This is a genomic window from Frankia sp. RB5, assembly GCF_059816245.1.
In genome coordinates, this window is record NZ_JCBATA010000048.1 from 20,685 (window position 1) to 33,196 (window position 12,512).

Annotated in this window: 12 protein-coding genes; 4 read left to right on the forward strand and 8 right to left on the reverse strand. The window is 72.4% G+C overall.

The genetic code is table 11. The annotated features are described in order from the left end of the window. Positions 1-314 precede the first annotated feature (314 nt). The 4 genes from AC6EXY_RS22945 to AC6EXY_RS22960 form a co-directional block, all read right to left on the reverse strand. Positions 315-1,304 carry a spirocyclase AveC family protein gene (locus AC6EXY_RS22945; RefSeq protein WP_499818122.1) on the reverse strand — a complete coding sequence of 330 codons (990 nt, stop codon included), beginning with the start codon at positions 1,302-1,304 and terminating at the stop codon, positions 315-317. A 249-nt stretch (positions 1,305-1,553) separates the two neighbouring features. Continuing rightward, positions 1,554-2,921: a citrate synthase gene (locus AC6EXY_RS22950; RefSeq protein WP_101831117.1), complete on the reverse strand. Its 1,368-nt coding sequence runs from the start codon at positions 2,919-2,921 to the stop codon at positions 1,554-1,556. 274 nt (positions 2,922-3,195) lie between these two features. Further along, entirely contained in the window at positions 3,196-3,933 is a 738-nt protein-coding gene (locus AC6EXY_RS22955; protein ID WP_101831118.1) for a response regulator transcription factor, read from the reverse strand. 46 nt (positions 3,934-3,979) lie between these two features. Then, positions 3,980-5,746, reverse strand: a complete 1,767-nt coding sequence (locus AC6EXY_RS22960; RefSeq protein WP_101831119.1) for a sensor histidine kinase — start codon at positions 5,744-5,746, stop codon at positions 3,980-3,982. 409 nt (positions 5,747-6,155) lie between these two features. On the opposite strand from AC6EXY_RS22960, the gene AC6EXY_RS22965 reads away from it, so the two are divergent. Beyond that, the gene (locus tag AC6EXY_RS22965) at positions 6,156-6,587 is read left to right on the forward strand and encodes a MarR family transcriptional regulator (protein WP_101831120.1); all 432 of its coding nucleotides are present in this window, start codon (positions 6,156-6,158) and stop codon (positions 6,585-6,587) included. Between the two features lie 49 nt (positions 6,588-6,636). On the opposite strand, the gene AC6EXY_RS22970 is transcribed toward AC6EXY_RS22965, so the two are convergent. From AC6EXY_RS22970 to tnpA, 3 genes are all read right to left on the reverse strand, one after another. Then, the gene (locus AC6EXY_RS22970; RefSeq protein WP_101831121.1) at positions 6,637-7,650 is read right to left on the reverse strand and encodes a Gfo/Idh/MocA family oxidoreductase; all 1,014 of its coding nucleotides are present in this window, start codon (positions 7,648-7,650) and stop codon (positions 6,637-6,639) included. Between the two features lie 192 nt (positions 7,651-7,842). Then, on the reverse strand, positions 7,843-9,045 hold the full coding sequence (locus tag AC6EXY_RS22975; RefSeq protein ID WP_499818121.1) for an RNA-guided endonuclease InsQ/TnpB family protein: 1,203 nt from the start codon (positions 9,043-9,045) through the stop codon (positions 7,843-7,845). Continuing rightward, positions 9,042-9,464 carry an IS200/IS605 family transposase gene (tnpA, locus tag AC6EXY_RS22980; RefSeq protein ID WP_101831122.1) on the reverse strand — a complete coding sequence of 141 codons (423 nt, stop codon included), beginning with the start codon at positions 9,462-9,464 and terminating at the stop codon, positions 9,042-9,044. The genes AC6EXY_RS22975 and tnpA overlap by 4 nt, the downstream gene beginning before the upstream one ends. A 160-nt stretch (positions 9,465-9,624) precedes the next feature. Between tnpA and AC6EXY_RS22985 the strand changes: the two genes are divergently transcribed. Beyond that, positions 9,625-10,221: a 2'-5' RNA ligase family protein gene (locus AC6EXY_RS22985; protein ID WP_341477206.1), complete on the forward strand. Its 597-nt coding sequence runs from the start codon at positions 9,625-9,627 to the stop codon at positions 10,219-10,221. Positions 10,222-10,280: 59 nt separating this feature from the next. Here the strand turns inward: AC6EXY_RS22985 and AC6EXY_RS22990 are convergent, their stop codons facing one another. Further along, positions 10,281-10,787, reverse strand: coding sequence for a winged helix-turn-helix domain-containing protein (locus AC6EXY_RS22990; protein WP_101831123.1), 507 nt, complete (start codon positions 10,785-10,787; stop codon positions 10,281-10,283). Between the two features lie 647 nt (positions 10,788-11,434). Here AC6EXY_RS22990 and AC6EXY_RS22995 point away from each other — a divergent pair. Next, the gene (locus AC6EXY_RS22995; RefSeq protein ID WP_101832890.1) at positions 11,435-12,181 is read left to right on the forward strand and encodes a sulfotransferase domain-containing protein; all 747 of its coding nucleotides are present in this window, start codon (positions 11,435-11,437) and stop codon (positions 12,179-12,181) included. Positions 12,182-12,211: 30 nt separating this feature from the next. After that, positions 12,212-12,499, forward strand: a complete 288-nt coding sequence (locus AC6EXY_RS23000; protein ID WP_499818120.1) for a DUF2530 domain-containing protein — start codon at positions 12,212-12,214, stop codon at positions 12,497-12,499. The last annotated feature ends 13 nt before the right edge of the window (positions 12,500-12,512 follow it).

Here is a 12,512-nt window from a genome sequence, read left to right on the forward strand (position 1 = left end):
CCCAGCGCCTCTGACGTTCGGAGGTCCGCCCAGCGCCTCTGGCGTCGCGGTGTCCGCCCAGCGCCTCTGACGTTCGGGGGTCCGCCAACGCCACGGGCGCTGCGCGGCGTGGCGGGCCGGGGATTGCGATCTCTCCCCGGCCCGCTCGCGAACTCGGCGTGCCGTGTCCGTTTTGTCGCCCTGTTCGCGACACGGGCCGCAGTGATGCTGCCGGGACGCTGCCATGACCCGCCGCATGACCCGCTGTCGGAACGCTGCCGTGACCCGCAGCCGTGCGCTGATGGCAGCCGTGCGCGGGGGGCGGCGAGGAGCCGTCAGCCGCGGAAGGGGGTGAGGTTGTTGGAGAGCCAGGAGGGGGTGTCGACGGGCCAGGGGGCGCCGACGAGGGCGATCAGGCCCATGATCGTGGTGTAGATCAGGTTCGCCAGGTTGCAGAAGGCGACGAACGCGAGGATCCGCAGTGCCGTGTGGACCCAGCTCGCCGTCCGCAGCTGAACCAGGCCGTGCTCGATGACGGTGTGGCCCTTCTCGTCCTGGTGGTAGAGCAGCAGGGCACAGGCGACGAACGCCGCGGGGAAGACCAGGAACTCGTACAGCGGGAACTGGTCGTAGCCGCCGCCGAGCAGGGACAGGCTGTGGTTGGTGATCAGCCAGCCGTCGAAGTGCATGAGCGTGGTGGCCCCGACGTCCAGCACTCCCATCGAGATCCAGATCGCCGGGACCGAGACGAGGGTCTGCACGGTCCGGCTGACGTCCGGGCGCCGCTCCTTGATCTTCCGCATCGCCCACACGCCGGACAGGGCGGTGAGCGTGAACGAGACGAAGTAGCTCGACGGGTCGACCAGCAGCGGTTCGGCGATGCGGTCACCGTGCGGGGTCCGGAAGCCGGGGATGTAGTTCGCCCAGCTCCCCATGTTCACCAGGGCCGCGTTGTAGGTGAACATCGGCCGCAGGAAGTTGAGGAACGGGTCGAGCCAGTACGCGGAGAGCCAGCCGATCATCATCAGCCGGGTGGCGTCGATCCGGCCGGACTTCCGGATGCCGCGCACGAACCAGACGAGCGCGCCGGCGAGCGACACCGTGCTGACGACTTCGAACACCCGCATCACGACCCGCGAGTAGGTGGGGACCCGGTCGACGCCGGTGTGCGTCGGGTGGAAGCCGTCGGAGAGAACCCACGAACCGTAGGTGTAAAGCTGAACGACGACGAAGACGGCGCCCAGAAGCGCCCACCAGACGACCGGTGGGACCCGCCGCGGCGCCCGGGTCTCCGTCACCGTGCTTTGTTCGAGCTGCACAGTCATGGCCAGCTTCTCCCGGTGCCACTGATACGGAATCGGCGTGAGGCATCCTCACGTCGGCCGTAAGATAGCACCGGTATTCAGCAGTGGCCACCGGTATCGTCGCCCCGATGAGCCGCAAAAACGACGGTGGCCGGCGAGCGGAGGGCCCGCCGGCCACCTCACGGCTGGTACTGCTGCCAGGACGGGCGGAGTGGAGCGGGGATTCCGCGCATCCCGGCGGGGACTTCGGTCAGGAGTCCCTCGCGACCGTCAGCGCAGCGGGCGCTCCGGGGCGGCCTGGGCGGCCTGGGCGGCGATCGGGTCGGCGTCGGAGTCGACGCCGGCGGAGCGCTCGTCCATCGGGACGTAGGGCCGCTGGTCGTAGCCGACGTACAGCTGGCGCGGACGGGCGATCTTCTGCTCGGGGTCGAGCAGGCCCTCCTCCCACTGGGCGAGCCAGCCGGGCATCCGGCCGATGGCGAACAGCACCGGGAACATCTCCACCGGGAAGCCCATCGCCTGGTAGATGATGCCGGTGTAGAAGTCGACGTTCGGGTAGAGCTTGCGGGAGATGAAGTACTCGTCCTCCAGCGCGATCCGCTCCAGCTCCATCGCGAGGTCGAGCAGCGGGTTGGTGCCGGTGACCTTGAACACCTCGTCCGCGACCTGGCGGATGACGCGGGCCCGCGGGTCATAGTTCTTGTAGATGCGGTGGCCGAAGCCCATCAGCTTCTTCTTGCCGTCCTTCACCTGGGCGATGAAGGAGGGGATGTTCTCCACCGAGCCGATCTCGGAGAGCATCCGCAGCACCTGCTCGTTCGCGCCGCCGTGCAGCGGGCCGTAGAGCGCGGCGATGGCGGCGGCCGTCGCGGAGAAGGGGTCGGCCTGGGAGCTGCCGACGGCGCGCATCGCGTTGGCCGAGCAGTTCTGCTCGTGGTCGGCGTGCAGGATGAACAGCACGTCGAGGGCGTGCTCGAGGTTCGGGTCCGGCTCGTACTTGAGCTCGGTGGCCTTCCACATCATGTTGAGGAAGTTGCCGGCGTAGGACAGGTCGTTGTCCGGGTACACGTACGGGAAGCCGACCGAGTGCCGGTACGAGTACGCCGCCAGCGTGGTGATCTTGGCGATCAGGCGGACGATCTGCAGCCGCCGCAGGCCCGGGTCGTCGATCGTCTTGGCGTCCGGGTAGAAGGTCGACAGCGCGCCCACGCTGGAGACGAGCATGCCCATCGGGTGGGCGTCGTGGTGGAAGCCGTCGATGAACTTCTTGATCGACTCGTGCACCAGGGTGTGGTGCGTGATCTCGTCTTCCCAGGTCGACAGCTCGTCGCCCGAGGGCAGCTCGCCGGCCAGCAGCAGATAGGCGACCTCGAGGAAGCTGCTCTTCTCCGCGAGCTCCTGGATGGGGTAGCCGCGGTAGCGCAGGATGCCTGCGTCACCGTCGATGTAGGTGATCGCACTGCGACAGCTGGCCGTGTTCGTGAACGCCGGGTCGTAGGCCATCAGGCCGAAGTCGTCGTCGCTCGTCTTGATCGAGCGGAACGCACTCGCGCGTACCGTGCCGTCCGAGACCGGGATCTCGTAGGTCCTTCCGGTTCGGTTGTCGGTAACGGTCAGTGTGCTGACCTGCTCGGACACGCCGGGCTCCTCTCGCGGTGGCGATGCCGTCCATGCACGGCTCTGGCCCCAGCCGGGGCGCGCATCCGGGTATGGAGCGCTCACTCCGGTTTGCTGGCTCACATGCTTCTTCCCAAGTCTGGCCGCTCGCGCCTGCACATGCCCGTGATCGGTGAGCCTCGTCCCACGTGTGCTACGCCACCCCTTATGGGACAGCTGGTTCCCAGGGCATGGCCGGCGTGGCGGGACACGCTGGGTGAGAACCACCCGCGGCCGGCGACGAATCGGCGCCGAGCTACCCGAAAGGGGACGCGTCGCCCCGATGGTCCGGACCGGCGGCGGTCGCGGCGGCGGCCCCACGCCCGCCGACCGGGCGCGGCTCGGGCGGGGTGGCGCGCAGCCACGCCAGCACGGCGAGCACCCGCCGGTTGTCGTCCCCGGACGCCGGCATCCCGAGCTTGGCGAACACCCCCGCGATGTGGTTCTCCACGGTCTTGGGCGCCAGGTGCAGCCGGGAGCCGATGCCCTGGTTGGAGCGGCCCTCGGCCATGTGGCCGAGCACGGAGCGCTCCCGCGGGGTCAGCCGGGCCAGCTCGTCGGCGTGCCGCCGGTGCGCCAGCAGGCCGGCGACGATCTCCTCGTCCAGGACGAGCCTGCCCTCGACCACCCGGCGCAGCGCGTCCTGCAGCGCGGCGACGTCGTCGACCCGGTCCTTGAGCAGGTAGCCGAGCCCCCCGCCGCCGCCACCCAGCAGCCGCAGCGCGTACGGCGTCTCCGCGTACGTCGACAGCACCAGCACGGCGACACCGCGGTGGCGTGCGCGGATCCGTTCCGCGGCGACCAGACCCTCGTCCGTGTACGTCGGCGGCATCCGGATGTCCATGATCACTGCGTCCGGCCGGCTCCGGTCGAGTCCGCTGACCAGTTCGTCGGCGGTGGCCGCCTGCGCGACGACCTCGGCCCCGGAGCTCGCCAGCAGCATCGCCAGACCCTCCCGGAACAGGGCGGAGTCATCCGCGATCGCTACCCGCACGGGTTGGTTCCCTCCTGAGGGTTGGGATTCGGGTGGGGCGGGTGGGTCAGCACGGGATGTTCGCCGTCAGGCGGGTGCCGCCGCCCGAGGGGCTCGCGATCACGAGCGCGCCGCCGAGCGCCCGGACCCGGTCGACGAGACCGGCGAGCCCGCCGCCCTCGGCCGCCGTCGCGCCGCCCTTGCCGTCGTCGATGACATCGATGCGGACGGCGTCACCCATCTGGCGCACCGACACCGTCGCCCGGGTCGCCCCCGCGTGCTTGACCGTGTTCGCGAGAGCCTCACAGATCGTGTAGTAGGCACCCGCCTCCAGGACCGCGTCGAACCGCTGCGCGCAGACGTCGAGCTCGACCTCCACCGGCAGCGCTGCCGTGACGACCTCCAGGGCCGGCCGCAACCCGCCCTGGCTCAGCACGGCCGGATGGATCCCCCGTGCCAGGCTGCGCAGGTCCGCGAGGGCGTGGCGGAGGTCCTCGCGGGCGGCCTCGATCGCGGAAATCGTATCGGGGTCCGTGGCCTTCGTCCGGGCGAGTCCCAGCCTGGTCGCCAGGGCCAGCAGTCGTTGCTGCGCGCCGTCGTGCAGATCGCGTTCCAGCCGCCGGCGTTCGTGCAGGCTCGCCTCCACCAGCCGGGCCCGGGAGGCGCGCACGGAGTCCAGCTGGGCGGCGACGGTGGCGTGCAGCCGCGCGTTCTCCAGGGCCAGCACGCAGGCCTGCACCGCCGCCACGACGAGGTCCTGGTTGCGGCGCATCGCGGGCGCGGCGGTGATCAGGGCGAGCGGCGCACCGGCCGCCGTGCGCACCTCCATGATCAGGTCGGCGTCGGGTGGGTGCGGAGGCTGCCGCGCGATGCCGTCGCCGTCGGCGTGGTGGCCGTCGTCCGGCAGCCACAGCAGGATCTCGGCCGAGTCGTCGTGCAGCGCGATGCGCAGCGCGTCGCGCACGGCGCCCACCGTCGGCGGGCTCGGCAGGCTCGCGAGCTGCTGCGCGATCCGGGCGCGGACGAAGGTCCTGCGCAGCACGGCGACGGCGAACGCCACCGGAATGAGCAGCAGCGTCAGCGACACCAGGGTGAACTCGGCGCCGATGTGCGGGCTGGTCGGAATATAGGAGACGGTGTTGACCGCCGCGGCGATGAGGAACGCGAACAGCAGCGCGAACGCCACCGGGCGGAAGATGCGCCGATCCAGCTCGGAATACCGCCGCAGCCGGTGCCGGATGACGACCAGGAACATCGCGGCGAGCGCGACCGTGATGGTGTCGAGCCCGATCGTAAGGATGTCGTACATCCCGTGGTCGACCGGGGATCCGTACCACCAGAGGCCGTCCGGATGCGTGTATCCGAGCCACTCGGGCCGCGCGATGCCGAGCTGGGCCATGTTCGCCACGGGGACGAACAGCACCGCGGCGCCCAGCAGCACGCGTTCGGTGTTGTTCTGCAGCCGCCCGGTCGGATAGCGCAGCACGCCCCAGCCGACGCAGACCCAGAAGTGCGCGTAGGAGAACGTCGCTATCAGCGCCGACGGTCCGCCGTCCCAGGCCGACGTGAAGGACAGCGCCCACAGCAGGCCACCGAGGACGAGCGCGCCGGTCACGCTGCCCAGCGACTCCTCGCCGTTGAGCAGGGCGGCGGTGAGCACGAACGCCACCGTGACCGAGACGTTCACCGCGGCGGGAACCGGGCTGGGACCGAACGCCGGCCACTGGCAGGCCGCCGCGGCGACGGCGGCCGCCGTGCCGCCGATGGCCAGGCACCACGTCCGGTGCCGGGCGGCACAGGCGGACATGAGGCTGGGCAGGCGCGGATGCGGCACGTCAGTCGACGTTATGTAGCCAGGAACTCACCCGCCAAGGGTCGCACACAGACGGCGGCGGATTGCGGGTTACCCCCCACCCGATCGCTGGTGATCCCCCGGAGAAGTGTGGAGCTCTCCCCGAAGCCAGCGGTGGTGGCACTGGTGGAACCTGGTTGCACGGAATCGGTGTCCACGGTGGTCGCGCTCCGCGGGCGGGCGCCGGCCGTACGAGGGTCGGCTGCCGCCGGGGGGTGGCCGGCCCTCCCCGGCATTCGTTCGCCAGCCCGTTCGGGGCGCGTTCAGTCCGGGTTCGGGAGGTGTTCGCGCGGGTGTGCGGGCTGGCCTGTGACCGCCGCGCGCTCCGGGCGCGCGATTTCCCGCGGACCACGAAGAGATTCCGGACGGTGCCGGCGAGTACCGTCAGGAGATGGAGACCGGAACGGCGCGTGACGCCGAACTCGCGTCCGCGTTGCGGCTGTCGGTGATGCGCCTGTCCCGACGGATGCGCCAGGAGAGGTCGAGCCGCCTCACCCCCACGCAGACCTCCGTGCTGGCCTCGCTCGGGCGGCGCGGTCCCATGACCCTGGGCGAGATCGCCGCGCACGAGCGGGTCCAGCCGCCGTCGATGACCCGGGTGATCGCCTTCCTCGCGGTCGAGGGGCTGGTCGAGCGCCGGTCCCATCCGACCGACGGCCGGCAGGTGATCGTCGAGGTGACGGACCGGGGGCGTGCGCTGCTGAGCGACGACCGGCGGCGCCGGGACGAATGGCTGACCGACCGGCTGGCCGCCCTGACCACCGAGGAGATCGCCGCGCTGACCCGGGCGGCGCCGATCCTCGACGCGCTCGCCGGCTCCTGACGCCGCGGACGGCGGGTGCGCCGTCGGGTGGTGGGCGGTGCGTGTTCCGTCAGAGCTCGACCCAGCCTCCCCGTCGGTGGGAGGTGCCGGCCGCGGCGAGCAGCCGGTTCGCGGCGAGCAGGTCGTGGAACGTCGCGCCCCGCACCAGGCGGGTGTCGTCGAGCTCGGTGGCGCGCACGACGTCGTAGGTCGCCTCCATCAGCCCGGGCCGGGCGGTCGGGCTGGTCGGCATCAGCATGTCCCGCACGCCGGCATCGTCCTGCCGGCGCACGCGTCGCCCCTGCACCACGACCCGCCCCTCCTCCCCGCAGACGGTGATGGTGGCGGTACCCAGATCGCCGCCCATCCGCTCGTTGATCAGGACGGTGGCGCCGCTGGCGGTGAGCAGGGCGAGTGTCACCGGCGCGTCCGGCGTCAGCGTGGGCGCCGGCATCGCCGCCGGATCGGCGCAGACCGCGAGGATCTCACCGCACCAGCGGATGACGAGATCGACGATCTCGACCCGGCCGCTCGGCCCGGTGGGCGCCCCGACCACGGTCATCTGGGTCAGCCGGCCCAGCGACGGCACGGTCGCCGCGACGTGCGTCGCCGCCGGCCAGGCCCGGCCGTCGAGCGCGACCACGTGGGCGACGTCGCCCTCCTCGGCCAGGTCCGCGACCGCCCGCAGGGTCTCCGCCTCGGCGCCGCCCGGCCCGGCCAACAGGACATGCAGGCCGATCTCCGCGGCCCGGCGGGCGACGATGTCGGCGCCGGGCGGCCGGGTCTCGACGCAGACGGCCTCGATGTCGTCGGAGAGCAGCGCGAGCAGGTCGGCGTAGGCACGCGGGACGCCCGCCTCGGCGGCCCAGGCCAGCGACTCCAGCGGTTCCGGGGCCAGCAGGCCCACCACGTCGACACCGGCGTCGCGCAGCACCCCGGCCGTCGTGCTGTCCGAACCGTCGGTGACCAGGGCCATCGCGAGCGGGAGGTCGGGCTGCCGGCGGCGGATCACGCGCCGCAGTTCCCGCCAGCTCACGGCCAGCGCCGGGTCGCGAGGCGGGACCAGCTCGGGGAGCGTCGTCACGGTTCTGATAGTGCCCTCAGCGGGCGGCGCGGTCACCGAGGCACCCGGTACGGGTCACCGGCGGGTGCCGGACGGGCGCCCGCGTCGGGGGGATTGCGGGCGGTGGGCGGACGCCGCGAGCGCCGGGGGAGGCCAGGCCCCCGGTAGGTTGACGGGCGTGAGACTCCTCCACCGGCTGAAGCCGGTGGCTTCTCAGGCCGCCTGAGCGTCGGTCTGAAGGGCGAGCCCCGCCCTGAGGATGTTGACGGCCGCGTTCTCGTCGGCGTGCGCGGTGTGCCCGCACGTCACGCACAGGAACGTGGCCTGCGTCGGCCGGTTCCACGCGGCGACGTGCCCGCACTGGGCGCACCGCTGGGAGGTGTGGCGGGGGTTCACCTCGACGACGACCCGTCCGGCGCTTTCAGCCTTGGCGCGCAGCACGTTGAGGAACACCCCCCACCCGGCGTCGAGGATCGAGCGGTTCAGTCCGGCCTTGGCGGCCTGGCCGTTGGGCAGGAACGCCCCCGGCCTGTCGGGGTCGGGCTTGGGCCTGGCCCGGCGGGTCATGCCCTTGATGCTCAGCTTCTCGACGGCGATCAGGTCGTGGTCGGCGACCAGTTCGCAGGCGGTCTTGTTCGCGAGGTCGACGCGCTGCCGGGCGACGGTCCGGTGGTGGTTGGCGACCCGGGCGACGGCCTTGCGGCGCCGTTTCGATCCACGCTTCTTCCGTGCCAGGTCCCGCTGCGCATCGGCCAGCTTGCCGGCGGCCCGTTCGAGGAAGCGCGGATTGCCGTATTGTTTCCCGTCCGAGGTCGTCGCCAGCGACGCCACACCCAGATCGACGCCGACGACCGCGCCGGTCGGCGCCAGCGGGACGGCGGGAACGTCGTCGCAGGACAGGATCAGATACCAGCGGGTGCCCTCGTGCTTGACCGAGACGGTCTTGACGGTGCCGCGTACCGGCCGGTGCTGGTTGACCTTGACGTGGCCGACGCCTTGGAGTCGTACCCGGGTTTGGGTCGCATGGTGGGGGTCGGAGTTCCAGCGGCAGCCGTCCCCGTCCTTCGGCCACTCCACGGTGTCGAACCAGCCGGCACCTTTGAAACGCGGGTAGCCGGGTGCCCCACCCGCCTCGACGCGGCGGAAGAACGCGGCGAACGCCAGGTTCAGCCGGCGCAGCGTGGCCTGCTGGGAGGAGAACGACCAGCGGGCCTGGTCCGGGTCGTAGGCGCGGATCTCTTTGAGCTGGGCGGACTGGTCGCCGTAGCGGATCGCCGTCTTCGACGGGTGCCGGTAGGCGTCACGGCGCTCCTGAAGGGCGGCGTTGTAGAGATCGCGGTGGTCGTCGAGCATCGCGTGCAGCGATCCGACCTGATGCCCTGTCGGGCGCAGTAGGAACTTGTACGTCCGCCTCACCGGGCCACGCCCTTGCGCCACGGCCGCTCGTCCTGCGTGTCGATGTACCGCCGGACCGTCTCAGCCGAGACCGCGCCGACCGTGGCAACGAAGTACGACCGGGACCACAGCGTGGGCAGCCGGGAGCGCAGGTGCGCGAACTCGCCGCGCAGTTCGTGGGACGTGAAGCCCTTGATCTGGTTGGCGATGTACGACGGGGAGTGCTTCGGATGAGCCCTCACGAACACGTGCACGTGGTCGGGCTCGATCTCCAGCGCGACGACCGGCCAGTCGTGCTCGGCGCACTTCTCGCGAACCAGCGCGTCCAGCCGGTCGCGAACCTGACCCACGAGAACAGCCCGGCGGTACTTTGGGCACCAGACGACGTGGTAGCCGAGGTCGTAGACCCCGCCTGCCCCTGCGGTCACCTGCCGCCCCATGCCATCGGTTATACCAGCAACGCCGGTATAATCGTCGCGGTCCGCACCGGATTCCCCTGTCGCCTGAAGGCGACAGTCCCCTCTGGAGGTCACGGATGGAGGCCGCCGTCGCGAGATCTGCCTGGCCAGCCTGGGACGCTCGCTGAGCGCCCGGCTGTTCGTGGCGGTGCTGCCGCCGGGGCGGATGGTCGAGGACCTGCGGGCGGCCACGCGCCCGGTCCGGCTGGCGGCTCCCGACCTGCGCTGGTCCGAACCCGACCGGTGGCACGTGACTCTCGCGTTCCTCGGGCCGGTACCGGACGAGCGGCGTGCGGACCTCGACGCCCGCCTCGCCCGGGTGGCAGCCCGACACGGCCCGATCCCGGTCGAGACCGTCGGCGGCGGCCGGTTCGGTGATCGGGTGCTGTGGACCCAGGTGCGAGAGGTCCGCGGCCAGCGCGACGGTCAGGGCGGTGGCGGGAGTCCCGGCCCGGGCAGGGACCTGGCCGGACTGGCCGCCGGGGTGCGGCGGGCGGCCGAGCGGGCCCGGGCCGCCCCCGAGGCGGACGCCCGGCCGCTGCGCGCCCATCTCACCCTCGCCAGGGTTCCCGACCACGCCCGCCGGGAGTTGGCGCCGCTGGTCGACCGGCTGCGCGCGGCCGTCGCGCCGATGCCGTGGACGATCGACCGGCTCGTGCTGATGAGCAGCGTCAACGGCCCGCCGGGCACCCCCGCGATCTACGCGGAGGAGGCCGGCTGGCCGCTCACCGGCCGGTGAGGACGGCATGCCGGTGAGCGGCCGGTGTGCCGGTGTGCCGGCGACCGGTGTCGGCGGGGTCAGGAGGCGTCGGCGTCGAGTGGGCGGTAGCGGTAGCCGACCCGGCGGATCGTCTCGATCCGGTACCGGTTGTCCGGGCCGAGCTTGCGCCGCAGCCGGGTGACGAGGACGTCCACCGTGCGCAGGTCGGGCGCGGACTCGTCGTCGGCCCGGTGTCCCCACACGGAGGTCAGCAGGCCCTGGCGGCTGTGCGCGGTACCCGGGTGGCGGACGAAGAAGTCCAGCACCTCGAACTCCAGGTAGGTCAGGTCCAGGGGCCGGCCGTCGACGGTCGCGAGCCAGGCGGTGCGGTCGATCCAGACCCCGCGGCCGGGCGGGGTCTGCGCCACCTGGCGGGCCGGCGCCGCGGCGACCCGCGGGAGTGCCTGGGCCGGGAAGGCCGCGCGGGGGCGCGTCGCCGGCGCGAGAGACGGCGACCCGAGGGGCGGGGCGGCGAGGGGCGGGCGAGTCGGCGCGGCCGCCAGGCGGGACGCCCGGTACGGGAGGAGGGTCGTCTGCGGGGGCATCGCTGGCCTTTCGGTCAGTGGGTTCTCCCGTCGCCGGGAGAAGGATGATCACGAGACTGCGGGTCGAGACGCGGTGCGCGAGCGGATGCGCTCAATGCCGGGCGGGTCGCCGCGGGTGGCCCGTGCGTGCGGGTCGGGCGTCCGGCGGCGGCGGTCGGTGGGTGGGTGGGGCGGCGGCTGCGTCATCGGCGCGCCCGGGGGTGGCGATCTCCTGAGCGGGTGCCTGTGCGAGGATCGACGGGTACCAGGGAGCGCCCCGAAAGGCGGGAGTTCGCGGCCGCGGCCGGTTCGGAACGGCGCGGCGGATTGCCTGCGCGGTCCGGGGTGTGCTGCGTCGGGCCGGCGGCGGATCAGCCAGCCGGACAGGCGGCGGAGGCGACGCGGAGCAGATCGATGTGGCTCCGGGTGACCAGCATCAGCCGCTTAAACACAAGAGCAACGGAAGCACACGATTCCGGCGGCCGCCAAGGGCTGGAAACTGTGACTTGCTTCACATGGAACGGTCGACCTGGGGGTCGCGTGCCGGTCAGCTGTCGCCCTTGTCGATTTCTCCGATGGGGAAATCGGGCTAAGGTGGGTGTTCGTTCACGCCGGCACCGGCCATCCGTACCACCGGTGTCGGCGGGGGGTGGAGGACGGAGAGCGTGATGGCCAAGCCCGATTTCCGGGTGATCGGCGCCCCGGATGCGGGCACCGACCTTCTGGTCGCCGGACTTCGTCACCGCGACGCCGAGCTCGCCGCCGGCCCCGATCCGCACGCCCCGTACCTGCTGGCCGACTTCGAGGGTCTGCGCCGCCTGCATGAACGGTCGCCGTACGTCCGCCTGGTCGCGGTGCTGCGCGATCCGGTGGCGCGGGCATACGCCCACTGGTCGCGGATGCGCGCGGCCGGCCTGGAGACCGTTGATGACTTCGAACGCGCTCTCGCGGTCGAGGGCGATCGCACGACGGCGGCCTGGGACTGGACCTGGCGATATCGGGCGCTGGGGTGCTATGGCGCCCAGCTGCAGCGGCTGACCACCCTGTTCACGTTCGGGCAGGTGTTCCTCACCCCGTACGCGCGGCTGTGGACGGAGCCGGCGGTGGTGCTGGACCAGGTCGCCCGGTTCGTCGGACTCGCCGGCGCGGCGGGCGCGGGCGACGGGATCGCAGGGGCGTCCGCCGGCCTTCCCCGCGTCGCGAGAGTGCGTTCACAGGTCCCGGTCGGTTCCGGCGCGCCGGTCAGATCAGGGGCGCCGGCGGGCGACACCGCCGCCTCGGGTGCGGCGGCGTGGGCGCCGGCGCGGCTCGATTCGGGCGTCGCCGACCGTCTGCGTGACCACTACAGCGCGGACCACCTGCTGCTCGAGCAGGTGACGCGCCGGCGGTGGGAGTTCGGCCCCGACCCCGGCTGACCGTCCCCGGCCCGGGTAGCGTCGGCGGCGATGAGCGTGCCAGAGAGCAAGGATCCGGCGGGCGGCGGCGAGCTGCCGCCGCCCGAGCCGCTGCCCTACGACGGCGTCGCCTCGGTGGCGGTCGGCACCGCGCTGTGGGGGATCGCCGCCGTCGTCATGCTGTTCTTCCTCGACGACCTGCGCACGGACGGCCATCTGTGGTGGCTGGCGACGGCCGTCTGCGGGTTCGGTCTGGGGCTTGTCGGCCTGTGGGTCGTCGTGCGCCGTCGCCGCCGGCTACGGGCCGCCACGGCGGCGGCCGAGCCGGCGGCCGGCTAGCGCGAGGAGGGGC